General features: G+C 60.5%; 29 protein-coding genes and 2 pseudogenes. 24 read left to right on the plus strand and 7 right to left on the minus strand.

Annotation, left to right across the window (positions count from 1 at the left end; all coding sequences use genetic code 11):
- Positions 1–166: DUF6894 family protein (locus YY7_RS65340; protein ID WP_035692400.1), on the minus strand; the 166-nt coding region annotated here is incomplete at its 3' end.
- Between the two features lie 391 nt (positions 167–557).
- On the opposite strand from YY7_RS65340, the gene YY7_RS61195 reads away from it, so the two are divergent.
- From YY7_RS61195 to YY7_RS62310, 8 genes are all read left to right on the plus strand, one after another.
- Entirely contained in the window at positions 558–866 is a 309-nt protein-coding gene (locus YY7_RS61195) for a hypothetical protein (RefSeq protein WP_155255552.1), read from the plus strand.
- Between the two features lie 256 nt (positions 867–1,122).
- On the plus strand, positions 1,123–1,401 hold the full coding sequence (locus YY7_RS0141965) for a DUF2934 domain-containing protein (RefSeq protein ID WP_028168379.1): 279 nt from the start codon (positions 1,123–1,125) through the stop codon (positions 1,399–1,401).
- Positions 1,402–1,500: 99 nt separating this feature from the next.
- Positions 1,501–1,680 (plus strand): hypothetical protein, encoded by a 180-nt coding sequence (locus tag YY7_RS0141970; protein WP_028168380.1) that lies wholly within the window; start codon positions 1,501–1,503, stop codon positions 1,678–1,680.
- On the plus strand, positions 1,671–1,859 hold the full coding sequence (locus tag YY7_RS0141975; RefSeq protein ID WP_028168381.1) for a hypothetical protein: 189 nt from the start codon (positions 1,671–1,673) through the stop codon (positions 1,857–1,859). Before YY7_RS0141970 ends, YY7_RS0141975 begins: the two co-directional genes overlap by 10 nt.
- Before the next feature lie 22 nt (positions 1,860–1,881).
- Complete coding sequence (locus YY7_RS62705; protein WP_063623446.1) at positions 1,882–2,697, plus strand: hypothetical protein; 816 nt, start codon at positions 1,882–1,884, stop codon at positions 2,695–2,697.
- Positions 2,612–2,944 carry an integrase core domain-containing protein gene (locus tag YY7_RS65345; protein ID WP_155255553.1) on the plus strand — a complete coding sequence of 111 codons (333 nt, stop codon included), beginning with the start codon at positions 2,612–2,614 and terminating at the stop codon, positions 2,942–2,944. The genes YY7_RS62705 and YY7_RS65345 overlap by 86 nt, the downstream gene beginning before the upstream one ends.
- Before the next feature lie 107 nt (positions 2,945–3,051).
- The gene (locus tag YY7_RS0141985) at positions 3,052–3,663 is read left to right on the plus strand and encodes a TIGR00730 family Rossman fold protein (protein WP_028168382.1); all 612 of its coding nucleotides are present in this window, start codon (positions 3,052–3,054) and stop codon (positions 3,661–3,663) included.
- Between the two features lie 882 nt (positions 3,664–4,545).
- Entirely contained in the window at positions 4,546–4,719 is a 174-nt protein-coding gene (locus YY7_RS62310) for a hypothetical protein (RefSeq protein WP_196237416.1), read from the plus strand.
- A 1,483-nt stretch (positions 4,720–6,202) separates the two neighbouring features.
- Here the strand turns inward: YY7_RS62310 and YY7_RS0141995 are convergent.
- Positions 6,203–7,099, minus strand: coding sequence for a LysR family transcriptional regulator (locus tag YY7_RS0141995; protein WP_028168384.1), 897 nt, complete (start codon positions 7,097–7,099; stop codon positions 6,203–6,205).
- A 144-nt stretch (positions 7,100–7,243) separates the two neighbouring features.
- On the opposite strand from YY7_RS0141995, the gene YY7_RS0142000 reads away from it, so the two are divergent.
- The 9 genes from YY7_RS0142000 (at position 7,244) to YY7_RS0142045 (ending at position 16,706) form a co-directional block, all read left to right on the plus strand.
- The gene (locus tag YY7_RS0142000; RefSeq protein ID WP_028168385.1) at positions 7,244–7,891 is read left to right on the plus strand and encodes a hydrolase; all 648 of its coding nucleotides are present in this window, start codon (positions 7,244–7,246) and stop codon (positions 7,889–7,891) included.
- Between the two features lie 195 nt (positions 7,892–8,086).
- Positions 8,087–9,481 (plus strand): alginate export family protein, encoded by a 1,395-nt coding sequence (locus YY7_RS0142005; protein WP_051397215.1) that lies wholly within the window; start codon positions 8,087–8,089, stop codon positions 9,479–9,481.
- A gap of 145 nt (positions 9,482–9,626) precedes the next feature.
- Positions 9,627–10,667: an LLM class flavin-dependent oxidoreductase gene (locus tag YY7_RS0142010; protein ID WP_028168387.1), complete on the plus strand. Its 1,041-nt coding sequence runs from the start codon at positions 9,627–9,629 to the stop codon at positions 10,665–10,667.
- Between the two features lie 23 nt (positions 10,668–10,690).
- Positions 10,691–11,557 carry an SDR family NAD(P)-dependent oxidoreductase gene (locus YY7_RS0142015; protein ID WP_051397216.1) on the plus strand — a complete coding sequence of 289 codons (867 nt, stop codon included), beginning with the start codon at positions 10,691–10,693 and terminating at the stop codon, positions 11,555–11,557.
- Between the two features lie 31 nt (positions 11,558–11,588).
- The gene (locus YY7_RS0142020) at positions 11,589–12,419 is read left to right on the plus strand and encodes an alpha/beta fold hydrolase (protein ID WP_028168389.1); all 831 of its coding nucleotides are present in this window, start codon (positions 11,589–11,591) and stop codon (positions 12,417–12,419) included.
- A gap of 6 nt (positions 12,420–12,425) precedes the next feature.
- The gene (locus YY7_RS0142025; protein WP_028168390.1) at positions 12,426–12,731 is read left to right on the plus strand and encodes a GNAT family N-acetyltransferase; all 306 of its coding nucleotides are present in this window, start codon (positions 12,426–12,428) and stop codon (positions 12,729–12,731) included.
- Entirely contained in the window at positions 12,728–13,621 is an 894-nt protein-coding gene (locus YY7_RS0142030) for a pirin family protein (RefSeq protein WP_028168391.1), read from the plus strand. Before YY7_RS0142025 ends, YY7_RS0142030 begins: the two co-directional genes overlap by 4 nt.
- A 324-nt stretch (positions 13,622–13,945) precedes the next feature.
- On the plus strand, positions 13,946–15,718 hold the full coding sequence (locus YY7_RS0142040; protein ID WP_028168393.1) for a monovalent cation:proton antiporter-2 (CPA2) family protein: 1,773 nt from the start codon (positions 13,946–13,948) through the stop codon (positions 15,716–15,718).
- A 247-nt stretch (positions 15,719–15,965) separates the two neighbouring features.
- Positions 15,966–16,706 (plus strand): SDR family NAD(P)-dependent oxidoreductase, encoded by a 741-nt coding sequence (locus YY7_RS0142045; RefSeq protein WP_028168394.1) that lies wholly within the window; start codon positions 15,966–15,968, stop codon positions 16,704–16,706.
- Positions 16,707–16,882: 176 nt separating this feature from the next.
- Here the strand turns inward: YY7_RS0142045 and YY7_RS0142050 are convergent, their stop codons facing one another.
- Complete coding sequence (locus YY7_RS0142050) at positions 16,883–17,476, minus strand: TetR/AcrR family transcriptional regulator (protein WP_028168395.1); 594 nt, start codon at positions 17,474–17,476, stop codon at positions 16,883–16,885.
- 158 nt (positions 17,477–17,634) lie between these two features.
- On the opposite strand from YY7_RS0142050, the gene YY7_RS0142055 reads away from it, so the two are divergent.
- Both YY7_RS0142055 and YY7_RS0142060 read left to right on the plus strand, forming a co-directional pair.
- Positions 17,635–18,033, plus strand: a complete 399-nt coding sequence (locus tag YY7_RS0142055) for a RidA family protein (RefSeq protein WP_028168396.1) — start codon at positions 17,635–17,637, stop codon at positions 18,031–18,033.
- 310 nt (positions 18,034–18,343) lie between these two features.
- Entirely contained in the window at positions 18,344–19,141 is a 798-nt protein-coding gene (locus YY7_RS0142060) for an NAD(P)-dependent oxidoreductase (RefSeq protein WP_245287608.1), read from the plus strand.
- 228 nt (positions 19,142–19,369) lie between these two features.
- Here the strand turns inward: YY7_RS0142060 and YY7_RS0142065 are convergent, their stop codons facing one another.
- The 3 genes from YY7_RS0142065 to YY7_RS0142075 form a co-directional block, all read right to left on the minus strand.
- The gene (locus YY7_RS0142065; protein ID WP_210164745.1) at positions 19,370–19,720 is read right to left on the minus strand and encodes a putative quinol monooxygenase; all 351 of its coding nucleotides are present in this window, start codon (positions 19,718–19,720) and stop codon (positions 19,370–19,372) included.
- A gap of 6 nt (positions 19,721–19,726) precedes the next feature.
- A complete protein-coding gene (locus tag YY7_RS0142070; RefSeq protein ID WP_028168399.1) occupies positions 19,727–20,371 on the minus strand; it encodes a hydrolase in 645 nt (214 codons plus the stop codon).
- 135 nt (positions 20,372–20,506) lie between these two features.
- On the minus strand, positions 20,507–21,376 hold the full coding sequence (locus YY7_RS0142075; protein ID WP_028168400.1) for a pirin family protein: 870 nt from the start codon (positions 21,374–21,376) through the stop codon (positions 20,507–20,509).
- A 114-nt stretch (positions 21,377–21,490) separates the two neighbouring features.
- On the opposite strand from YY7_RS0142075, the gene YY7_RS0142080 reads away from it, so the two are divergent.
- From YY7_RS0142080 to YY7_RS0142095, 4 genes and pseudogenes are all read left to right on the plus strand, one after another.
- A complete protein-coding gene (locus YY7_RS0142080) occupies positions 21,491–22,426 on the plus strand; it encodes a LysR substrate-binding domain-containing protein (RefSeq protein ID WP_028168401.1) in 936 nt (311 codons plus the stop codon).
- Between the two features lie 301 nt (positions 22,427–22,727).
- A pseudogene (locus YY7_RS0142085) lies at positions 22,728–23,132 on the plus strand (copper oxidase); the annotation flags it as partial.
- Positions 23,133–23,182: 50 nt separating this feature from the next.
- Positions 23,183–23,641: a cupredoxin domain-containing protein gene (locus tag YY7_RS0142090; protein ID WP_028168403.1), complete on the plus strand. Its 459-nt coding sequence runs from the start codon at positions 23,183–23,185 to the stop codon at positions 23,639–23,641.
- A gap of 19 nt (positions 23,642–23,660) precedes the next feature.
- Positions 23,661–23,963 (plus strand): copper-binding protein, encoded by a 303-nt coding sequence (locus YY7_RS0142095; RefSeq protein ID WP_028168404.1) that lies wholly within the window; start codon positions 23,661–23,663, stop codon positions 23,961–23,963.
- 350 nt (positions 23,964–24,313) lie between these two features.
- On the opposite strand, the pseudogene YY7_RS63945 reads toward YY7_RS0142095, so the two are convergent.
- Positions 24,314–24,499 (minus strand): annotated as a pseudogene (locus YY7_RS63945) (hypothetical protein); the annotation flags it as partial.
- 153 nt (positions 24,500–24,652) lie between these two features.
- Between YY7_RS63945 and YY7_RS0142100 the strand changes: the two are divergent.
- On the plus strand, positions 24,653–24,892 hold the full coding sequence (locus YY7_RS0142100; protein WP_028168405.1) for a hypothetical protein: 240 nt from the start codon (positions 24,653–24,655) through the stop codon (positions 24,890–24,892).
- Position 24,893: the final 1 nt, after the last annotated feature.

The following is a 24,893-nucleotide window of genomic DNA, read 5'->3' on the forward strand; positions in this document are numbered from 1 at the left end:
GCGCCATGACATCGAGGCTCCAACTCTCCCCCGGCTGGAGCGATGTTTCAATGTCCCGGGTCAGCAACAGAGCTTCCTTCCAGGCAGCGCGATCGTCTCGAAGCTCCGTTCCGACTTCGTCCCGAAATGGGAACTTTCCGATGATGTGAAAGAAGTAACGGGGCATTGACTGCAAACCACGACTTTCCGTCCGCAAACGCGACCTTCCGCAGACCGTTCCTAAACGGCTGGGCTAGGAACGTTAAACCGGATGGGTGAATTGAAGTTGATGCGGGGCCAATCGGCGCCGGGAGCGAGCGCGACCAGTGTACCGGTCATGGTTGAGCACGGAGATATTTGCCGCACGCGAGCCGAGCACTGCCGGCAACAAGCCGCGAAGACGGTCTCTTCGATAGACAAGCAGCAACTGCTTCGGCTTTCCGAAGAATGGCTGAGGCTCGCACAGCGACCCTCATTCGCGGACGAGTTGGCTGCCGACGGCAGTGAGGCGATCGGCCCCGCTCTCAGGCATCCAACGGTTCACTGAGCGCCCGCCGTCAGATGAGAAGGAAAGAACCATGAAAACGATCTATTTCGCTTCGGTTTGTGGCGCCACTTTTTTGACAGTCACCAGCTTCGCAAACGCACAAGGAACGGGCGTTACTGCAAACCGCGATCAGGGCGTCACGCCCAAGCAATGCTGGGATGTAGGCAGTAACATCATTCGCGAAAAGAACCCGACCGCTGCTGGTGCATCATCGTCGGAAAAGGCACCTGAAACGACTGTGGGCTCAAGCACGCCGGGCCCAACCGGTTCTGGCGCTTCTGGCTCAACCGGCTCCACCGGAAATGCGTCGGCACGTCCGGCGGGAATGCCAGATTGCTGACACGCCAAAAGAGCGTTGCTCGTATAGATCACAGTGGCGGCTTGTTTCGTTGAGCGCGAACTTCACCGCCAATGGTCCGATGACGATGACCGGAGATCGGAATGATCCTAGTCGGGAGACCGCTATGTCATGACTTACGCGAACAACTCGTTGCCAGTAGGCGTGATTTTCACGTACGGGGCGCACCTCATGGCCCGGCTTCTCGAACAAGCCAAAGATGAACAATTTTGCCGATTTATTTCCGGCGGAGGTGACCATGAGCCAGAGCACCGATCGCCAAGAGTTAGAGCGCCNGCTCGAGCAAGCGAAGCGGCTGGCTTCCGAGATAACCGACCAAACGACCTATCAGCGGCTCAAGGCGTTCGTCNAGGATCTGGGAGAGAGCCTGCAACGGCGCTTAGCTGCGNGCCGGTCCAAGCAAGCAATCAGGGCTCGTGCCCACGAACTCTGGGANCAGCACGGGCGGCCTACGGGACGGGATCTNGAGTTCTGGTTACAGGCAGAGCGGGAACTTAGCGAGGATGAAAACGAGTGAGCGCGTATTCCGAAGTGGACGCACCTAGCTAAGCGAGAGTTCTGGCCCCCGTTTCTTAGGAGCGCGTGCTATTGTGTCGGCACACAGGAGGGAGACGCGATGTCGACGTCAAAGAAGCCGCTGAAGCCCGATGATTTTCCCGTGAGTGCCGAAGGCAAAACGATCAAGAAGCAGGACGGCACGCCGATCGCGACGACGGAAGATTCACCTGTCGCTGATGACGTGGCCGAGCGCCTCAATGAGGACGAAGCCCGCCGCGAAGAAGATAAGTGGGCCTGATCTTCCGTCGTCGATGGACGACGGGCAGCCGCGTGCGATCAGTCATCGATCAGCGTGCCGATCAACTCGAGGAGCGCTCGGTGTTCTGGCCCATTAGCTTCGTCTCGAAGAAATTTACCTATGGCCGTGTCGGACACCTGTTGTGTGTACCGAAAACCTTGTCCGGGTTGATGATGTGATGGAATCGCCTAAGTTGGCGGAATGATCGGGCTGCTCTGCTTCGTGCTGGCCGTTTTGGCCTCGCCGTTCAAGTCGAGGTTGCGGCTTGAAGCTGAGAACGCGGCGCTTCGACATCAGTTGATGGTCTTGAGGCGTAGGCTGCATGGTCGCGTCCGGCTCACGAACCATGATCGTTGGTTCCTTATCCAGCTGTATCGCTGGTTTCCGTCAATACTGCAGGTTCTCGCGATCATTAAACCCGAGACTCTCGTGCGTTGGCATCGGGCCGGCTTTCGGAACTATTGGCGTTGGAAATCACGTCGACGGGGAGGGCGGCCACAAATCGACACGGAGCTGCGCGGATTGGTCCGGCAGATGAGTGTCGAAAATCCGCTTTGGGACGCGCCACGCATTCACGGCGAACTGCTCAAGCTCGGGTTTCAGGTCGCGCAGTCGAGCGTCGCCAAGTACATGGTGAAACGACGGGGTCCACCCAGCCAGGGATGGCGAGCCTTCTTGCGTAACCACGCACCGGACATTGCCGCCATGGACTTGTTCGTGGTTCCAACTATCGGTTTTGACCTGCTCTATGCCTTTGTCATCATCCGGCTAGACCGTAGAGACCTCATCTGGATCAACGTCACAGCAAATCCGACGGCCGAATGGGTTGCACGTCAAGTAACGGAGGCATTTCCTTGGGATGAGGCTCTGCGCTACCTCATCCGCGATCGGGATCGGATCTTTGGCCGCGTCGTCACGCGCCGATTGGGCCATGGGCATTCGGGACAAGCCTATTGCGCCGGCCTCACCCTGGCAGAACGGCTTTGCCGAACGGTTGATCGGATCGATCCGGCGTGAGTGTTTGGATCACATCATTGTCTTGGGCGAGGCACATCTGCGCCGAATTCTGAAATCCTATGCTCGCTACTATAATGAGACCCGCACGCACTTGGCCTTGGAGAAGGATACGCCCCTATCGCGCACCGTAAAGAGGGCAGCGCGTATTCTTTGCCGCCCAGTCCTCGGCCGGCTGGGTCGCAAGGTCTGCTCATGGCCCGAATGCGAAGTCCGCGCGGGATCGGACATCGTCTGCTTATCGGGGTAGATCGGAAGTGACTGGTCGACCTTCCCATCGGCGCTTTTAACCCATAGCGGACTCTGGCGAGCAAAAACAAGCTTGACGCAATGGACGTGCATCGCGTTTATCCTCACATGAGCAAGATCAAAGCAGTCTGCGTCTATTGCGGTTCCTCGCCCGGTCACGATGTTGCCTACGTTGAGGCAGGCGAACGATTGGGACGCGCACTTGCCGCATCGGGATTAACGCTGATCTACGGCGGCGGAACCCATGGTGTGATGGGCGCGGTCGCTCGCGGCACACTGAATAACGGCGGCAAGGTCGGCGCGATCATTCCGAGATTTCTCACAAACTGGGAAACGACGACTGATGCGCTCAAGATGTTCGAAGACTTGACGATCACAGACACCATGCACGAGCGCAAGCACAGAATGTTCGAGCGTTCTGATGCCTTCGTGGCACTTCCGGGTGGCATCGGTACCGTCGAAGAAATCGTGGAAATCATGACTTGGGCCCAGCTTGGGCAGCACCGTAAGCCGATGGTCTTGGTGAACATTAAAGGTTTTTGGGCGCCTATGATGGCGATGCTGGACCACATACGCAGCGCAGGTTTCCTTCATAGAGACCACCTGATTCAACCCATTGTCGTTGATAGTGCCGAGGACGTAATCCCCGCGATTGTCGCTGCCGCTGCTACAGAAAGCGCGTCCGAAGACGGTGTTTCGTCGATCATCGACAAGATGTAGATTTCTGCGTCCTCAGGCGTAATGAGGCCGGGTGCCGTTGGCTTCTGCTGTTGGCCCCAAGCGGCGGTCGGCGGATGTCTGCTATTCCGCTGCTGTTAAGGGAAAAGCAGACATCTGGGGCACTGGCCAAAAATGACGCGAATGACCCACAGCGGACCTCGTGGCACTTCGTTCAATTTTGAGCATTTCGTGCCTCAAAAAGTAGATGTGTTGGGCTTATGCAACCGAGCACCCATTGTCGGCTCAACTTCTCGCAAACGTAAGATGTGTCCCGTATGGCACCTACATCGCTACAACCATTTACAGCCAGCTTCGTCGGTCCAGAAGGCAACTACGCGGTTGAGTTTACGCCGACTAACGGGCATGGCTCGATAAAGACGACCATTGTCGGCAACCCGATGACTTGGCACGTCGTTTTGGTCGGCCTGAATGAACGCGGCCGCGCTTTTCTCGGTGGCATAACGACGGGATCACAGGCTGTTTGGGGTGATTGTTATTGGTTCAAAGTCGAAGCTGAGGGAGGCGCCCCCTGCATCGAATATTGGGGCGATCGAATCTTATGGAGAAAAGATTGGGCGGCCAGCGCTTAGTTACCTGTCTAGCCTGATGCATGTGCTGCTCGGGCAGGCTGTGCTTCGTCGCATCTGCTTCGGCATGTGTCCGTTCCTTGGCCCATCAGCGAATTGGCAACCCGCCTCCTTGAGGTCCACTTTGGTGGGGCATAGTGGACCAGATTTGCTCACGCCGAGACTTTCGCATTTTGACCCAGAACGGACTTAGCCTCCAACAATCGATACAGTTTGAGCCCAACTCCTTAATCAGAGCGAAAGGATGCTTACCTACACCCGTGGGTAAGGCGTGCAGGATCAGCGGAGAATTCCCATGACAGAGTTAGAGCAAGAGGCCGAGAAATTAACGGAGCTCTTGAAAGGGAAAACGGTCCGAATTGTTTGGCGTCATTGCGCTGATGAGATTGCAATCGAGTTTGACGATGGCGATAGAACCCGTTTGTTTGTCAACCGCGATCCTGCTGGACTAGACATTTCTGTTACGTGAAGGGGGTGATTAGCCTTGTCCGCTCGTGGCCCGTATCTGACGATCCCTTCGTCCATCCGAGATGCCGGCTCGTCGAGGTAAAGCGGACACAGGTCCGATTGATCGACGTTCGTCCTCGACCCACGACATCCGCAATGAAAAGCCCCGCCATCGCTGGCGGGGCTTTATGTGTTTCAGCCTAGGGGGCCTACTTTGCCTCGATTAGGGGACCAACTTATAGGGGACCAACTTTGCCCACGGCTGCAACGGCTGCACCCACAACCAAGTCGGAATATCAACTGCAGCCGGTAGTACTTCGGCACCTGATGCACTTTATGCAGGTGCCGTTCCGCACTAGTCGAGGCGACTAGTCCAGCTTGGACGGCGCGAGTTCAAATTTGTTCCGCGTCTTACAGTGCTGGTGCCTCTTACATGACGTCTGACGATACCTACTAGGGGGGCGCAGAGTCAGATCATGCGAATCCGAGTCAGGTCTGCTGCGAGCCGATATACAGTCCCCCCTACGTCGATCAGACGACGGCAGGATCCGAAGCTACAGCCAGACTGTTATGGACGGCTAGTTCTAACCATCAAAGTCGCGCAGGAGGGATGGTACTCTTCTGGTCCAGACATACGCGGCGCAACGCCCAACTTGGGTGGCACCGTCCCTCGCTCCGCGGACATCCGCATTAAGCACGACCGACCAGCTCGTTTGCCCTGGCTGGCACTATCTCTAATGTGCTCGCTTCCCGCGCCCTGGGCGGGTTGGCATCTCATGGCATGAGGGCCGCTGGAGGCGCCTGCGCGAGGCGCCGGAAGGCCTTTCGTAACGCCCTGAGCTGTTGAGCCTGAGGCGTGGACTACGGCTCAGGCGGTCTTCTAAGTTGATGGTTCTATAGTACCGTATCTCCCGGCATCCAATAGGGTGAGGCGCCTGCACCAAGCATACTCAATCTACCTTTGGCAGAAAGTTGCTGAGTCAGGGTTGTGTGTAAATTGAGTCAGGTAATTGCGTTAGAGAGTCAGGGAATTGCGTTCCCCGACACAGCGTTGTCCTCTCTCAAATAACCCTGACTCAGCCGCCCGAAATTACGAAATGGAATCAATGGCCATCTAACGCACCGTAACACGATTCCCTGACTCGAATAACTCAAAAGCCTGACTCTACGGCCCTTCCCTAACGCATAACCCTGACTCAAACGCGCGATCGGCCATATTTCAGGTTGTATTGCGGTCGGGGACGCACAGCGAGGGCCGAAGTGTCTCTCAATCGGTGCCGCGAGCGCATTGAAGAGGGCTTACGGGTGTGGTGAGAACCTGCTTCGGGTGAACCCGTATTGCAGCCGAAGATATCGAAGTGGGATGGGGAGAACTATCGGCCACCGCTTTCTACCGCGCGCTCGCCGCAAGGCCCCCTGCGGGTCAGTCGCGCTCTATCTGTACTATCCGTTCGCGGACGTGCGACGGGATTAGAGCGCCTGCTCCAACGCCTCCGCGTGCCGCTTTAGTCGGACGTGTTGCCCGCGATATGCGGTGCGTTCTCGAAGCACTCGATCAACATTTCGGCGAGGACCCGTACCTTCGGTGCGGGATGCTGACTCGGTGGTCGGACGACATACACGCCTGCCGGCGGCGGCGGATAGCGCGTCATGACCGGAACGAGCGCGCCGGAAGCTATGTAGTCCTTGGTGACGCCGTCGGGGACCCACGCGATGCCTAGTCCCGCGAGCGCGGCGGCAACGAGGGCCGTGCCGTTGTCGGCTTTGAAGCGCCCTTGGGGGCGGATGCTGACGATTTGTTCGCCGTCCAAGAATTGCCAGGTCTCGGTACCCTGCATGAGCGCCTGGTGACCGGAAAGCTCCTCCGGCTTTTGGGGAGATCCGTTCGCATCGATATATGCCGGGCTGGCGACCAGCTTTCCGTATATCGGTCCGACGTGACGCGCGATCAGATTGGAGTCTTGTAGATAGCCGACCCGGATCGCGCAGTCGAAACCCTCCGCGACGAGATCGACGAAGCGATCACTGTACACCGTATGGATATGTAGTTGCGGATGACGTCGTGCCATATCCGCCAGCACGGGAGCTAGATGGGTCGGGCCGAAGGTGAGCGGCATGGCGACCCGGAAACGGCCACGAAGTTCGCCTTCGGGCGAAAACATTTCCTTGGCCGCGTCGATCTCGGCGCAAGCTCGGGCTGCGTGATTACGAAAGGTGGCTCCGGCTTCCGTCAGTGCGGCGCCGCGCGTCGTCCGCGCAAGGAGCTGCACGCCGAGTTCCGCTTCGAGCCGCGCAAGATGTCGGCTGACGAGTGACTTCGTGAGACCGAGCCGGCGCGCGGCGGTCGACACTCCTCCGGCATCAGCTACTTCCACGAATGTGCGTAGTTCCTCGATGTCCAATTCAGTGTTCCCATTTGCGCGACACAGTTTCTCGGAAAGGCGGCCTACCGCGGCAACAGTGAGGGTGACAGTGTCCGCCTCGCCGCTGTCGGCGGATGTTTGCCGCAAACCAACCTTACTGACAACGGCTACAGAGGAGTATCAATGACTTTCCGTAACGGCCTAGACTCGCTTCTTCGTCCAGAAGATTCGGTGCTCGTCCTGATCGATCATCAGCCCTATCAGCTGGCGAACCTAAACAGCCACGATCCGCAAGCTGTGGTCAACAACACGACCGCGCTGGCGAAGCTCGCAAAAGCCTTCAATGTTCCGACCATTCTCACCAGCGTGATCGCGGCGCGCGGTGGACTTCTCTTTAAGCAGATCACCGACGTATTTCCGGACCAGGAAGTCATCGATCGCACCTGGGTGAACACCTGGCAGGACGAGAATGTGGTGAAGGTCGTCAAGGCGACTGGCCGCAAGCAGCTGATCATCGCCGGCCTGTGGACCGAGGTCTGCGTCGCAATGCCTGTCATCCAGGCCGCCGGCGAAGGCTGGGACGTGACCGTGATCACCGACGCGTCGGGCGGGATTTCGAAAGAGTCTCACGAAGTTGCCATCCAGCGAATGATCGCGGCCGGCGCGAACGTGATGACCGTGATGGCGCTCGCTGGCGAATGGCAACGCGATTGGGCGCGCACCGAGCATGTCGAGGAGCTGACCGAGATTCTCATCCAGCACTTCAGCGGCAGCGGCATCGCGTATCTTTGGGAGCAGCAGCTTCTCAACACGCCAGTGCCGAAGGGCTAATCGGTCCGAACGAGACGACGCGATCGCGAGATAGCCAGACGCTTCTCGCGATTTCGCCGTGTACGTCTCGTAATCCAAGCTTCCGACGATGACGTTCTGGAGACGTTGTTGCTCCGCGTGTGACTTTTGTTCACGCGACAAAAGGATCGCTATCGTCAGTGAATGCGCTTCATGAGAAATTCTAGATCGGTACTCATGGCCATCGCCATCGCCATCGCCACAACAGCAACTGCACGGGCGGAGGCGCAGCCCCAGGTGCGTGCCGACCCCGAGCGCGCCCCGACCTTGACCATCGATCGATACTCGGAGGACTGGTCGTACCTCGCCGATCCATCAAGGCGCACTGGCCATTGGACAGAGCCTTTCAAGTATATTCGACTGAACCAGGATGGATCCGCCTACCTTGCGACCGGCATGGAAGCCCGATCGCGATATGAGGGCTACACGAACGTGAACTGGGGATCGGCGCCGAATGACAGCTACATCTGGCACCGGTTCATGCCATATGCCGACCTCCACGACGATAATGTAAGATTCTTCGTACAGCCGATTCTTTCAGCGATCACCGGTACCAGCCGCCCGGTGCGTCCGGCCGACACGACGGGGGCCGACATGCTCCAGGCATTCGGCGAGGTCGATCTGAACGTCGGCGAAGGCACATCCTTCAGGATGTCGGCGGGCCGCAAACTGATCTCGCTCGGGGCAGGCCGCTTCATCGACACCCGTTACGGTCCAAATATCCCCCAGGCTTTCGATGGCCTCGATGCTGCCGTAACGACTCCGGAGCGGAAAGTGACGGCGATGTACTTTCGTCCGGTCGACAATCAGCCAGGTGACTTCGACGATCGCACTTCCGATCAGAAAGCAGTCTGGGGCATCTATGCAACGCAATGGCTGCGAGAAAACCATGCGCTCGGTTTCGACTTGTACTACCTCGGCCTTCGCGATCGCAAAGCGGTGTTCGATCAAGGCATCGACAGAGAGATGGCCCATACTTTCGGAGCCAGGTTGTTCGGAGATACCGGCGCGTGGTTCTGGAATTTCGAAGGTGCGCTGCAACGGGGAACGTTCGGTATGAAAAACGTTGCGGCCTGGGGTATCGGAGGCGAATTCGGCCATCGTTTTCAGGACCTGCCACTTCAACCGGAAATCCAGATAATGGCCGATGTCATCTCGGGAGACAGCGATCCGGACGACGGTGAGCTCGGCACATTCAATCCTCTTTTCCCGAGAGGCAAATACTTCGGTGCCCTTTCCCCGGTCGGGCCACGCAATCTGATCGATGTGAAACCTACGTTGACGGTTCACCCACGAAGTGACGTGGCGGTGTCCCTCTCCGCCGCCGCCTATTGGCGACAAAGTACGACCGACGGAATCTATGCGGTTCCGGGAAACCTCGTACGCAGCGGCAAGGGCAGCGACGCGCGCTTTATCGGCAACCAGGTCGAACTGACCGTTGCGTGGCAAGCAACGTCCGAACTCAACCTTACGGCTTCAATAAGTGCGTTCGATCCCGGCCGATTCATTGCGGAAACGGGACCGGCCAACACCATAACCCTCGTCGCGGTCATGGCAACCTTCCGGTTCTAGCAGTGAACATGACGTCCGCTTTGATCCGTCTCTCCAATTGTATCCGACCGAAGTCCAGGGCCCGCTCTAAATAAGGCGACGCGCCCGAGCCGCAGCTCCGGCGGATGTCGCTCCGCGGGAAATCATCAGATTCAAGGAGGACTCCATGCAAATCGGCATCGACAGTTTCGCAGCCATCCTCCCCGATCCGCTCACCGGAAAGCTTCCTTCTGCGACCGATCGCATGGCGGACCTTCTCGATGAAATCGAGGTAGCGGATCGGGCTGGCCTCGACGTGTTCGGGATCGGCGAGCATCATCGCGCCGAATTTCTTGATTCAGCTCCCGCCATCATTCTGGCGGCAGGAGCGGCTCGCACAAGCCGCATACGGCTGACGAGCGCAGTGACGGTCCTCAGCGCTGCTGATCCGGTGCGCGTATTCCAGGAGTTCGCCACCCTTGACCTGATTTCCAAGGGCCGTGCCGAGATCGTTGTCGGCCGTGGATCCTTCGGCGAGGCATTTCCGCTGTTTGGGCTGGACACGCGCGCCTACGACGACCTCTTCGCGGAGAAGCTCGACCTGTTCCTGAAACTCGGTGAGACGACCAACCTGCGTTGGGAAGGTCGCTTCCGCCCGGCGTTGCGGGGCGAAGGCGTCTATCCGCGTCCTCACCAATCACGACTGCCTCTGTGGGTTGGCGTCGGGGGCACGCCCCAATCCTTCGCGCGCGCCGGCGCGCGCGGCCTTCCGCTGATGGTTGCTATCATCGGCGGCAGCTTCGAGCGGTTCCGACCGCTCATCGATCTCTATCGTGAAGCAGGCGCACATGCAGGACGTGATCCGGACACGCTTAAGGTAGGCGTGCATGCCATGGGTTTCGTCGGCGACACCGATGAAGATGCGCGGAACGCTTTCTTTCCCGGCTGGGCGCATCTGACGACCAAGGTCGGACGCGAGCGTGGCTGGTCGCCGCCATCGCGCGCGCAGTTCGACGATATGGCTGGCTCCGACGGCGCATTCTTGATCGGCGCACCGGCGACCGTCGCCGCCAAGATGCTCCATGCCAGCGAAGTGCTCGGCGGCGTATCGCGCATCACCTTTCAGATGAGTACCGCGTCGCTCGAGACAGCCGCAATGAAGCGGTCGATCGAGCTTCTCGGCACCGAAGTTGCGCCGATCGTGAGGGCCGCCGGCCTCAACGGATGAACGTTCGGAGAAGGAGAGTTGACATGCCGTCGCTTTCTGCAAGGTCGGGCCGTTCGGTCGTGATCGCAGGCGCTGGCAAGGGCCTGGCGCGCGAGATCGCGCTCGGCCTCGCCACTCGGGGCTACATCGTTTTCGGCACAGCGACGTCTGCAGAAGAAGCCGAAGAGCTGTGGCATACTTCGCGGGGGCGGGTGAGCCTGATCGTCTGCGATATCAAAAAAGTCGAAGCCGTTACGGCGTGGGCCGACGGCATTTCGGACGCGGTCGGCAATGCCGGTGTCGATATTCTCATCATCAATACGAGAGGCCTCGCTTCAGGTCCGCTTGAACTTCTTCCGATCGACGCGATCCGACACGAATTCGACGTGAATGTGTTTGCCTGCTTGGCGATCATCAATGCCTTCCTACCGGCGTTGCGGACCGCGCATGGACGGATCGTGCAGATCAGTTCCTGGATGTCGAGCCTGCAGCTCCCCTTCAGCGGCCCATCGGAAGCCTCCCACGCGGCTATGGAGGTTTTCGCGGCAGTGTACCGCGCCGAACTGAGGCCCTTCGGCATCGATGTCTTGGTGGTCTCCCACGATCCCATGCCAACGGAAAGCAGCACAGCGACCGCAGCCCTCGCGCGGATCGGGCGCGCGATGACGGCGGGTCAACGCAAGCTTTATGGCAGGTCACTCAGCGCCTTCCTCGGCAACTTCGGCAGCGCGCCATCGGATGAGCTCGACTTGGCTGCGGACGCCGCACGGGTGGTCGAGCTTGCCGAGCAACATCCCGCGCCGGCCCGCGCAGCGATCGGACGATACACCGAACAACAGATCAGCGCCTTTCGCGAGGCGCCTGACGCCGCGCTGAGCGCGCTCCGCCAGAGGTCGATCGATCTAAGCTAACTCTCATTTCAGCTAAGAAAGGACAAAGAACATGGCGACAGTGACCACGCAGGATGGCACCCGGATTTTCTACAAGGACTGGGGGCCGAAGGACTCCCAGCCGATCGTGTTCCACCATGGCTGGCCGTTGAGTGCGGACGACTGGGATAACCAGATGCTGTTCTTCCTCGGCCAAGGCTACCGCGTCATCGCGCATGATCGGCGCGGTCATGGCCGATCCGACCAGACCGATACCGGCAACGACATGAACACCTACGCGGCCGATGTCGCCGCCCTGGTGCGCGAACTTGATCTCAAGGACGTAATCCATGTCGGCCATTCGACGGGAGGCGGTGAGGTCATCCGTTATGCCGCGCGCAGCGAGCCCGGCCGTGTGGCCAAGGCAGTGTTGATCGGCGCTGTGACGCCCATCATGCTGGCGACGGATCGATACCCCGGCGGCCTGCCGATGTCGGTGTTCGACGGATTCCGCGATGCGCTGAGCCGCAATCGTGCGCAGTTCTTCCTCGATATTCCCAACGGCCCCTTCTACGGCTTCAACCGCGACGGCGCCGAGGTGAGCGAAGGACTGATCCGCAACTGGTGGCGGCAGGGGATGATGGGCGGCGCTAAGGCCCATTATGACTGCATCACCGCCTTCTCCGAAACGGACTTCACCGAGGACCCGCAAGCGGTCTCGTTGCCTGTACTCCTGATGCACGGCGAGGACGATCAGGTGGTGCCGGTCGACGCATCGGCCCGCAAGGCGATCGAGCTCCTTTCGAAAGGCACGCTCAAGACCTACCCCGGGCTCTCGCATGGCCTGTTCGCCACGCACCCGGATCTCATCAACGCCGATCTTCTGGCTTTCTTTAAGGAGTGATCGAGCATGAGTGGAATTGAGGACAATCCTGCCGGGGGTCGCTTCGAGTTGGCGATCGACGCCAGCCATGAGATCGCCGCAGCCTATTATCGTGTGAAGGGCGACCGGATCGTCCTCACCCACACCATCGTACCGGAAAAGTTTTCCGGACGAGGGATCGGCTCGCAACTCGCGCGCGGCGTCTTCGAAGAGATCCGCGCCAGCAGCCGCAAGGTGATCCTGGTCTGTCCGTTCATGACCGCCTTCTACGCGCGCCACCCCGAATATGCCGACATCGTCGTCGGGACACCCGGATCGGGAGAGACAGCATGATCGAGATGGTCATCGAACAGCGCCGCCGTGACCTCGGCGGTGGTTTTGAAGTTGGCCGCGTGCTGCCGTTCGCGAAGCGTCGCATGATCGGGCCATTCATCTTCTTCGATCATATGGGACCCCTCAATCTGCTGCCAGGCATCGATCGCAGCCTGGACGTCCGCCCACATCCGCATATTGGCCTGTCGACCGTCAGCTACCTGTTCTCCGGCGAGATCATGCACCGCGACAGCCTTGGCTACGAACAGCCGATCCGGCCGCAGGAGGTCAACTGGATGACCGCAGGCAGCGGGATCACGCACAGCGAGCGGCTCGAGCACGCGCGGGCGCACGGCGATCGCGTACATGGCATCCAAGCCTGGGTCGCACTGCCGGATGGCCACGAGGAGATCGCTCCGTCCTTCTCGCACCATCCGGCCAGCGACCTGCCGCAATGGGACGAAGCCGGCGTGACCGGCCATCTCATCGCCGGCAGCGCTTATGGTCTGACCGCAGGCGCCAAAACGCTTTCCCCGCTGTTCTACGCCCACCTCGACATGACGCTGGGGGCGGTCGCCGAGATCCCGAGTGACCATAAGGAGCGCGCGCTTTATGTCGCGACTGGTGCGGTGGAGGTGGACGGCGCGCGCTACGACGCGGGCAGGATGCTGGTGCTCAACGGAGCCGCCTCGCGCGTTCGCGCCACCGAACAGGCCACCGTAATGGTCCTTGGCGGCGAGCCGGTCGGCGAGCGCTTCATCTACTGGAATTTCGTGTCCTCCTCGAAGGACCGGCTCGCGCAGGCTGCAGCCGACTGGAAGGCGGGAAGGATGAAGTTGCCGGATGCCGACAATGCCGAGTTCATCCCGCTGCCAGACGAACCGGCGCCGCCAGCGCCGGCCGTGTCATGAGCGGTCCGGTATCGGCCGGCGCTGTGCTGGCGGCCTTGCTTCTCCTATCCGCCAGTGGCCACGCCCAGACGCGTGCGGCGACGCTGCGGGACCAGCCTGCGCCGCACGCCACGGCGCAGAACGCGCCTACGCCTGCGTCCCGCGAACCGGCCCAACCCCACGGCGGGTTCGGCGGCGCCGCGCCGGAGGCTCTCGAACTGCAGGCCGAAATCGCCCGCTTCGTACAACTGCGATGGGCGAAGGGCTCTGTGCAGCGCCAACTTCCGCTTACGCCCGATGCAGAGGGAGAAATGAACCCTCGCCAGAAGAACTGCGAGGCCGACCATGGCTGACGTGAGCTTGGGGCAGACGATCGGGCCCGCCGTCGCGCTGATGGGCGCGGCTGTCGTCGCAGTGCCCTTGTTCAAGCGGCTCGGGCTTGGCTCGGTGCTGGGCTATTTCGGTGCCGGCGTTCTCGTTGGTCCGTCGCTGCTTGGCCTTTTTGCCGATGCGCAATCCATCCTTCACTTCTCCGAACTTGGAGTTGTCATGTTCCTGTTCGTGATCGGATTGGAATTGCGGCCTCACAAACTGTGGGCGATGCGCGGCCAGATCTTCGGGTTGGGCCTCGCGCAAGTTGCGGGCGCGATCGCGGCCCTCTCGCTGACCGGCGCCCTGGCCTTCAATCTGCCCGGACCCGTCGCGTTCATCGCCGGCACGGGCTTCGTCCTCTCCTCGACCGCCGTCATCATGTCGGTATTGCAGGATCGAGGCGAACTTTCAGGCGCAGAGGGCCAGAAGTCGGTCGCGATCCTCCTGTTCGAGGATCTGATGATCGTTCCGTTACTTGCGGTGGTCGGCTTTCTGTCACCCCTGTCCCACGGGCAGGCATCATGGACGGATATGCTGGTCGCGGTTGCGGCGATGTTAGCGCTGCTCGGCGTCTCGCGCTGGGTCCTGAACCCGTTCTTCGCGCTCCTCGCTCGCGCGCGGACGCGCGAGGTTCTGACGGCGGGCGCGCTGCTCGTTGTTCTTGGAGCAGCGCTGCTGATGGACGTCGCTGGTCTGTCGATGGCAATGGGGGCCTTCCTCGCCGGCGTGATGCTGTCGAATTCGAGCTATCGCCATCAGATCGAAAGCGACGTCGAGCCGTTTCGCGGACTGCTTATGGGGCTGTTCTTTCTCGCCGTGGGGATGTCGCTCGACCTCGCGATCGTGGCGGCCGAGTGGCAGCTTCTGCTTGCATTGCTGCTCGCGTTCACGACCGCCAAAGGCGCCGTCGTCTATACCGTCGCGCGCCTGTTCGGCAGTTCCAATCATCAGGCTCTGCATCGGACGTCGATGTTTCTGCAGGGTGGCGAATTCGCGTTCGTCCTCTACACGGCGGCGACAGCGGGTGGCGTGATCGATGCGCAGCAGAACGCATTGTTCGCCACCGTGATCATTCTGTCCATGACCATGACGCCGCTCCTGATGATTGCGGCCGACCGGCTCTTGCGCACCGAGGCGTCGATGGAGGGCGTCGATGCTGCCCGCGACCTGAAAGGCCGCGTGCTCATAATCGGCTTCGGCCGTTTCGGGCAGATCGCGTCCCAGCCGCTGCTGGCAAAGGGCGTCGACCTCACCGTCATCGACAACAACCCGGATCGGATCCGCGACGCCGGGCGATACGGCTTCAAGGTCTTCTTCGGTGATGGTGCGCGGCTTGATGTACTGCATCATTCCGGTGCGAGCGGTGCCGATGCGATCATAATCTGCATCGACGATTCCAAGGCTGCAATGCAGATCGTGGAATTGGCGCAACATGAATTTCCGCAGGCGCAGCTCCTGGTTCGAAGCCGTGATCGTGGACATGCGGTCGAGTTGATCCGAGCCGGCGTCGACTATCAGATCCGAGAGACGGTCGAATCCGCCTATGTGATGGGCGCGGAGGGTTTGCGGGTGTTGGGATTTGCCGAGGTTGATATTGCGGAGGTAGCCGAGGACATCCGTCGTCGCGATGACGAACGCCTTTCTGAGCAAGTCCAGGGGGACGCCATGTCAGGAAGCGATCGACTGCTCCTTCAGCCCGTTCCCGAGCCACTTGTGGGCCGGAAGGTTACCGTTGCAGATCGGTGATCGGTGGGCTGCCGAACATGCTCTTGTGCGCGGCGGCGCGGGCCATCGCTCCTGACGGTGTCGCCCGGTTCGGCTTGAGTAGCCATCGGACCGCGTTCCGCCCTTCGCAACACAGCTTGGCATCTCTCGACGTTGAGAGCGAGAGATGCCGAACACTGGATCCGTGGATCAGGCCTTTGACCGTCTGCCGCGTGTCACACGAGCCACCTGAGCGCCTGAAGCAACAATGGTAGAAAAGGACAAATAAATGATCGATCTGAATGGGAAGCGCGCATTGGTTACCGGCGCGTCGCGAGGCATAGGAGCCGCGATCGCGTTGGCGCTGGCCGAGAACGGCGCCGATGTCGCGTTTACGTACCAACGCTCGGCCGAAAAAGCCAACGCGGTGGCCAAATCCATCGAGAGCACAGGACGCCGCGCAGTTGCTATCCAGGCCGACAGTGCTGACCCGGAAGCTATCACGCGCGCCGTCAGCGATGCCGTCGCGGCGCTTGGCGGCCTCGATATTCTCGTCAACAGCGCGGCGATCGGCCACTCCGGAACGATCGCCGACCTTGATGTACGCGACTATCAAACGTTGATGGACGTTAACGTGCGAGCGCCAGTGCTGTTCGCGAAGGCCGTCATTCCGCATCTTTCCGCAGGAGGGCGCATCGTCTCGATCGGATCGGGTCTCGGGGAGCGGGTCCCGTTCCCCGGCATAACGGCTTATGCGATGTCTAAGGCTGCGCTTACCTCGTTCACCCGCGGGCTGTCGCGTGAACTTGGTCCGAGCGGCATTACGGTAAACCTCGTGCAGCCCGGGTCGGTGGATACCGACGCAAATCCGGCAGACGGGGCGGCTGCCGACTTCCAGCGGAGCCTCACGTCCCTGGGGCGCTTCGGCGAGCCGCGAGAAATCGCAAACGCTGTGGCCTTTTTGGCGAGTCCTGCAGCGAGCGTGATCACCGGCGCCATCCTGACCGCCGACGGGGGCGCAATCGCCTGAGACGAACTCGGCCCCGTCCCCCGCATCAAGGCTCGGTCCAACAGGGTCGGGTCTAGTGCACCGCGTCGCGGCGTCAGGCGAGTTGTACTCATCTCCAGGGACTTTTGTTCAGCAAGCAGATTCATGCTGGCCGTGCCGACAGGATGCTCGGCTGCTCAGCGCGAAAGTGCCAACACTCAGCGTTGTTCTGCCAGCAGACCTGCTGCCATGAGCCGGAACGCATCAACGGCCTTGGGCAGGGCTGACCTGGGATCGTCGCTTGCGGCCACCCACAAGGCGGCATTCAACGCCGCCCCGCTGAGCAGGCGCGCTGCGGCTTCGACGTCGACGGGCTTCAAGACGCGTTCTGAAACGAGTCCGGCGATCATATGCTTCGTTACCTGTAGGCAGGCGTTCTGGCTTGGCCATTGCGAGGGATCGCCCAGAAAGGCCGGGCCATCCAGCAACACGATCCGCTGTACCTCCGGATCCAGCGCCATCTCGATATAGGCTTCGCTTTCTGCAAGCAGTCCTTCCCAGTCATCGCCCGCTGCGGCGCCGGCTTCTTTCGCGCGTGCCGCCATCTCGCCATCGATCTGAGCCACAACTGCGGCCAGCAGCCCCTTCTTGTCACCAAAATTGTGATAAAGAGCGCCGCGGGTAAGGCCCACATCCGCAGTTAGTTCGTCCATGGAAGCGGCAGCGAATCCTCTCGCGGCGAACGCCTTGCGCGCGGCTGATATCAGCCTGGCCCGATTCTCCTCCATCGTGTCGATCCGCCGCTTCGCCATCGTCATTCGCCTCAATTTCAGATACGGGTCGCATGTGAGTTGACATACGGTCCGTATGTACAATATTCACATACGAGTCGTATATCAATATTCGCTCGCCGACTCCTGACGGAAGCCGATCCAGCATTGCGCGAGCGAGGACGATGAAAGGACTGCCCATGCCACAACGTGATGCTGTATTTCCCGAGAACCGCCACGCTCTGTACGAGCAGCATGGATATTCGGCAGCGATCCGCTCCGGCGATCTGCTATTCGTTTCAGGTCAGGTCGGGAGCCGCGTCGACGGTTCGCCTGAGCCTGATTTCGAGGCGCAAGTCCGGCTGGCATTCGCTAATTTAGAAGCGACGCTTGCGGCAGGAGGGTGCACTTTCGACGACATTGTCGACGTGACGACCTTCCATACGGATCCGGAAAAGCAATTCGGCTCGATCATGGCCGTGAAGAGCGACATCTTCGCGCAAGCCCCTTATCCGAACTGGACTGCTATCGGTGTTAACTGGCTCGCCGGCTTCGATTTCGAGATCAAGGTGATCGCGCGCGTGCCGAGCAAAGTCTGATCCATCGCAGTCCGATGCGGCCTCGGCCCGCCGAGCGGCTGGGCCGAGTCACGACAGGCCGCCAGCAATCGAAAACACGAACCTTGCAGAGGGGTTTGTCATGTCACTAGATCCCATTCTTCTGATCGGCGGATCGGGCGTCGTCGGTCGCCATACAGCCAGATATCTGCGATCAGCCGCTCCGGATGTTCCGCTGCTCATCGGGGGCCGAAATCTCGCCAGGGCGCGGAAGGTAGCTGAGGAGGTTGGGCACGCTGCCGGGGTAGCGCTTGATCTCGCGGCGCCGGATCTGGGCATCGGTGATCAGGCGGTGAGCGCCGTCGCGGTGCTTTTGCGGGATGAAGCCCTGTCCGGCTTCCGCTTTGCCCGAAAGCGAGGCCTACCCTACATCGGAATTTCCACGGGTATAGATGCGATTGGGCTCGAGGTCGCCGGCTTCATGCAGGATTCCGCTCGGTCGGCGGTCGTTCTTGGCACAGAATGGCTGGTCGGCGCGACGTCGGTCGTCGCCCTTGCCCTGGCGCGGCGGTTCTCGCGGGTCGACAATATCCGCATCGGCCTGCTGCTCGACGATGAGGATAAAGGCGGACCGGCGCAGGTGTCCGACCTCGAAGGGCTGACAAATGCGCCGCCTGCGGCTCTCACATGTCGAAACGGCACCTATGTCTGGCGCTCCGGCGAGGCTGCCAAGACAAGCTTTCGCGCCGTGGACGGCATTCAAATGGACGCGATCGCGATCTCGCCGAACGATATCCTCACGCTGGCAGCCGCAACGGACGCGCCAAATATGGAAATCAACCTGGCGACGGGCATGAGCTCCAGTCGCAGACGCGGCGAGCCGATGTCTACCGAGATCGTCATCGAACTCCAGGGACAGGACGATGCTGGCCGTCCCTTTTCCACGCGCCATGCCGTGGTCCATCCGCAAGGGCAGTTTCCCCTCACCGGGCTGGGCGTGGCAATGGTTCTCGAAAGGTGCCTGGGACTGGACGAGCAACCGCCAGCCCCTGTGGGCCTCTATTTCCCGAGTCAGTTGTTAGAACCAGCGAACTATCAGGCCCGGCTTGAAGAGATTGGTGGAAGGATTCTGGATCTGGAGGCGCTGTGAACGCGTGACGGGTTTCCGCTCCCGATTATCTGGCGAGGCCAAAACATTGAAGACCCTGCCATCCCTTGATGCCTATGTACGCATCGGGCTCGAACGGAACGGTCCGCGGCTGTACTGCGACGCCATGATGCTGATCAGTCATCTCTACCCAGCCTTACGTCCCCGCCGGACAGCGCGGCCGCCCATTGAAAGCTTGCGCTGTTGGTGCCCGTGCACTTCTGAAATGCGTCAGACGACGCGCTTCAACATATGCGCGAACATCCTCTCCTCGACGTTGGCCACGCCATTGGCATGAAAATGCTGGATGTGGGGACCGTGTTCGTGATGCCGGTTGCGCGCCTCGACAGACGCCCACTCCTCCACGAACACGAAATGCCCAGGCTCGTCCAGATCCTCGAACAGATCGTAACGGACATTGCCCTCATCGTTGCGCGACGGCTCGACAAGAACGGACAGATCACGCCGCAGTTCGTTCTCTTTGCCCGTCTTGGCCTTGAGACCGACCACGATGAATAATTCGCTCATTCGTTTCTTCTCCTTGCGGGAAATGGTGGCGGCGGAAATCGCCGCCGCCATCATGAGGCCTCAGCCCTTGGCCGCTTCCTCGGCCGCCTTTTCGGGGTTGAACCCATCGAAACTGTCGAAGACGCCCATGAAGCCGGGCACAGTCGCCTGACGCGCCCAGTCGCGCTGAAGCTCGCAATACATCTGCACACGGCTGATGAGCTTCCCGCCGGCTCGCTCGATGCGACGCAGCGCCGTCTCGTGCGCGGCGAGCGAGGTGCCGCCAACGGCATCGACCGGCACATAGACCTCATAGCCTTCCTGGATCGCGTCAAGCGCGGGAAAGGTCAGGCACGCCTCGGTCCAGAGCGCGGTCATGATCAGCTTGCGGCGCCCGAGCGCCTTCACCGCCTGCTTGAACTCGGTGTCCTCCCAGCTATTGATCGAGGTGCGGTCGTAGGTCGGCAGGTGGCCGATCACGTCCTGCAGTTCCTGGATCGGCGGCTTGTTGCGGCCGGTCGCGACGTTGACCGTCGAGTGGATAATCGGAAGGCTGTAATTCAGCGCCGCCTTGGCCGTGCTCACGATGTTGAAGACGAGTTCCTCGCGGGACATCGAGCGGATCGAGGAAACCTGGATCGGCTGGTAGTCGATGATGATGAGCGCCGAATTCTCGGGTGCGAGAAGATGGTCGGTCAGGGGGTTGCGGATGGTTTCACTGGCCATTTGCGGTCTCTATTCCTCGATTGGACGTTTTGCGCTGGAGGCGGGCCGAAGCCCTCGGTTCAGGTGGAGGGGTGAGCGCTCATCCCTCCACAGGAAGAAGAGGCCGGACCTGCAAACCGGCTCCGGCCTCCTCGATCATGCGGCGGCCGTCATGAAGCGCCCGCTATTGAAATCATCGATGGCCTGGCGGATTTCCGCCTCGCTGTTCATCACGAACGGCCCGTAGCCCACGATCGGCTCCTCGATCGGCTCGCCTGTCAGGATCAGCAGCTTGGCTTCTGCATCGGCATGGATGTTCACCTCGCCGCCCTCGCGATCGAGCAGCACCATTTCGGCTTCACCCGCCTCGTGGCTGCTCTCGATCGTCACATGCCCGGTCAGAACCACGATGATGGCGGTATGGCCCGTCGGCAGTTCAAGCGTCAGATCGGTGTCGGCCTTCAGGCTCAGATCCCATACGTTGATCGGCGTGAAGGTCTTTGCCGGCCCTTTCGTCCCGCGATAGTCGCCGGCGATAATCCGGGCCTTGCCCGCACCACCGGGAAGTGAGACGACCGGGATGTCGGCCTTCAGGATGCCCTGATAGCCGCCGGGTGCCATCTTGTCCTTCGCGGGCAAGTTCACCCAGAGCTGCACCATGCGGAACGGTCCACCCGCTTTGGCAAAGCCGGGCGAGTGGTATTCCTCGTGAATGATGCCGCCCGCCGCCGTCATCCACTGGACGTCGCCGGGACCGATTACGCCGCCGTTGCCGGCGGAATCGCGATGCTCGACCTCGCCGTCATAGACGATGGTGACGGTCTCGAACCCACGGTGCGGATGTTCGCCGACGCCGCGCCGATGCTTGGTCGGTTCGAAATTGTGCGGCCCCGCATAATCGAGCAACAGGAACGGGCTGATGTGCGCACCCAGCGTGTTGTACGAGAAGAGCGAGCGAACCGGGAAACCGTCGCCCACCCAATGCTGGTGGTCGTTGCCGTAACGACCCAGAATCTTCCTGGTCATTGTCTGGTCCTCCGATCCCACTCGGTGCGGGATGCCTGATGGCGGTGGAGGTACCAGCGCAACGATGCGCCAGAAAGATTGCTCATAGAAACGCAGTGTCCTATTGAAAGGACGATGCAGGACTTGAACGATCTCTATTATTTTGCGGCAGTCGTTGATCATCGTGGCTTTTCGCCCGCAGGACGCGCGCTCGGCATCCAGAAATCGAAGCTGAGCCGCCGTGTCCTTCTGCTTGAAGAGCGCCTCGGTGTGCGCCTCCTCAACCGCTCTTCGCGTCGCTTCTCGGTGACCGAGATCGGGCGCGAATTTTACGAGCGGTGCGTCGCGATGCTTGTCGAGGCCGAGGCGGCCGAACAGATTGTCGCCGAGGTGCGGGCAGAGCCGCGCGGCGTGGTTCGTATGAGTTGCCCCACGGCGCTCCTGTCCTTTCAGTTCGGCGAGTTGATTGCGCGCTTCATGATGCAGAACCCGGCCATACAGATCCAATTGGAGAGCACGAACCGCCGCGTCGATGTGATCGCCGAAGGGCTCGATCTGGCGATTCGTGTGCGGTTTCCACCGTTGGAGGCGACCGACCTGGTCATGAGGCGACTGGACGACAGCGTCCAGTGCCTCGTTGCCGCGCCTGGCCTGATCGATCACACCATACGGTCGCCCATCGATCTCCACACGCTGCCGAGCTTGGATCTACAGCGGCCGCATCGGTACCATGCCTGGGAACTGCATCACGCGGATGGTCAGGTGGCGACTGTCCCGCACTCACCCCGCCTCGTCACGGACGACATGTCGGTCCTGCGGAACGCCGCAATCGCAGGTGCTGGCGCCGTGCAGCTGCCGACCATCTTCATCTGGGATGATATCCGTGCCGGTCGGCTCATCCACGTACTTCCCGATTGGAGACCACGGTCAGGAATCGTCCATGCGGTCTTCCCCTCGCGGCGTGGGCTGCTTCCATCGGTTCGAGCGCTCGTCGATTTCCTCGCCCGCGAATGCGCCATACAACGGACACAGGCTGACATGGTCGTACCACCGATGCCAAGACAACGATGAGCGTTTCAACTAGGCGGGCACTCTCCATCTGGCCAACGGCCCAGATCGCCAAGCCTCGTGTCTCGTTCATGATGGAATTCGGGCAGGTCATAACGAGCTCCAGCGCCTCCGAGTCGGTCAGGCTTCGGTGTAGCCGCGCACAGAGGGCGAGATAGGTCGCGGGGTGTTTCGATCGGATGATCGGCCAGACCGCATGGTGCATGATTCGCGGCTCGAGCGAACGATTCCGCCCCGGGGATGCGTCTCGAATTCCGCCTGCCCGACATAGTCTCGGCTTGCCTCAGTGGCTGATCGTCCGGCGAACGCGATGGGGCACGACATGCGCAACATGATTGGCGTCTCGAAAAGGGACTTGGCCAAGGCGGTCGGCAAGCTCGCTCCAGACGCTATGGTGATGGGCCATACAGGAATGGCCATGGGCACCGTGGAGATGCCCGCACCTGACAATACGCTGCCAATGATGACCGGTACGGGGCCGTTCGGTCCGATCGAAATGGGCGGCATGTTCACGGTGATGAAGATCCGCGAAGACCTGGCGCACGGCGACTACCGCGACCCCGCCCCCTATAAGCATCCGGCCGGTACCATCGCCCATGAAGTCGAGGCGCCATCGGCGGAGCCGGCGCGGCGCCAGTCGCCGGTGACGATTAAGCCATCGCAAGGTGGCGGCAAACCTAAGCACGACGTGAAGGGAATGAAAATGTAGCTCCCACATTCCCGCAAGAAATCGAACAATTGAAATGGAGAAAGAATGACATGAAAACGAGGATGACGATCGGCCTGGCGCTGATTGCGATATGGACGGCGGAACCTGCGCTTGCTCACGAGTCCCACGGGCACGAATCCTATTCCGCAGGAGAACCGGGCGACCCGAAGAAGCCGGCCCGCACCATCGAGGTCGAGATGACCGAGATGGATTTCAAACCAGCGAACATCGAGGTGAAGCGGGGTGAACAGATTCGGTTCGTTCTGCGCAACGTGGGGAAGGAAGGTCACGAGTTCATCCTCGCCACCACGGCTGAAAACCTCAAGCACGCCGAACTGATGAAGAAGCATCCTCACATGGAGCACGACGACCCGAACGGCGTTCGGCTCGAACCCAAGAACTCGGCTGAGATCCTCTGGAAATTCACGAAGAAGGGAAGGTTCGAATACTCGTGCCTGATCGCCGATCACCGCGAATACGGCATGACCGGCCACGTAACGGTGAAATGAAGCAATGAAGGAGAATACAATGAAGACGTTCGCTCGCGCTGCAAAAACAACCGTCCTTGCCACGGCATTGATGCTTGGCGGGGCTGCCGCGCAGACTGCGATGATCGACGGTGAGGTCAAGAAAGTCGATGAGAGCGCCGGGAAGATCACGCTCAAGCACGGTCCGGCAAAAAGTTTGGGAATGGACGAGCCAATGACCATGGTCTATCGGGTTAAGGATCCCGCGATGATCAAGCAGGTCAAGGTCGGCGACAAGGTGCAGTTCGAGGCCGAGAACGCGGCCTCGGGCTACACGGTGACCAAGCTTCAGAAAAAGAAATGACAGGCGGAGGCGGCGCACTTGCCGCGGGCCGTCAGTCTCTCGCCAGATCTGTCGATCCTCGTCAATATGCTGAACCCGTGCGATTTCAGTACGGCGGTTGCCCCTTTCTACAGCTTGGGAAAGCGGCACACTTAGCGACTTCGAAAGCAATAAGACCTGTCTGCTGCTCTCGTTGGACGTTCGTCCGGTCCTGGAAGTCTCGCTTCCAGGATTGGCTTGCATCAAGCTGCGCCGGCCGAAGTCAGCCCTCATTCCAGTGGAGCATCACCCACGGAGGAGAACGCCCAGAACGTCTGATGTGGCTGCAACAACGAGCTGCTTAGGCCTTCGCACGAACACGACGCTGAAGCTTATTGTTGCTTTTCACCCATGTGGTGAGATTCGGTCTTCGGTCCACCCGAGTAGTGATGACCTCCCGACTGGCCCTTGGTCGAGATGCCAACCGTCTCCTTGCCCATGTGGTGAGGGACCTCGGTCTTCGGTCCGCCCTGATAATGATGGCCGTTCTTTTCGGTCTCGGAGCTGGTCTGCGCAAGTGTCGCTCGACCGTCTGTGGGGCTTCACCGGCTTCGGCACCCGACGCTTGGCGCAAGGGAGCAGCCCGAAAAACCCCGGATGTACCTTGGTCCAGTTGAACAAGGGTCGACCCGCGTGCTCAGTCAAAGTTTTTGCTTCACAGGAGCAAGCGCATGGCCAAGATCGTCCTGCTGACACTGCTGCCGACCGCCGCGCTGGTGCAGCAGCGCACCTATTACGACGGCGCGGGCCGTATCATCGGCCGTTCGGCTGCCGACAGCCAAGGCTCAACCACCTATTACGATGCTGGCGGGCGCATCTCGGCGCGCTCGTCGACCCGCGGCAACACCACAACCACCTATGACGCGGGCGGCTGGGTCATTGAACGAAGCTATAAGGGTAAGCCGAACTGAC

The organism is Bradyrhizobium elkanii WSM2783, from assembly GCF_000472865.1.
In the GTDB taxonomy this organism is placed as follows: domain Bacteria; phylum Pseudomonadota; class Alphaproteobacteria; order Rhizobiales; family Xanthobacteraceae; genus Bradyrhizobium; species Bradyrhizobium elkanii_A.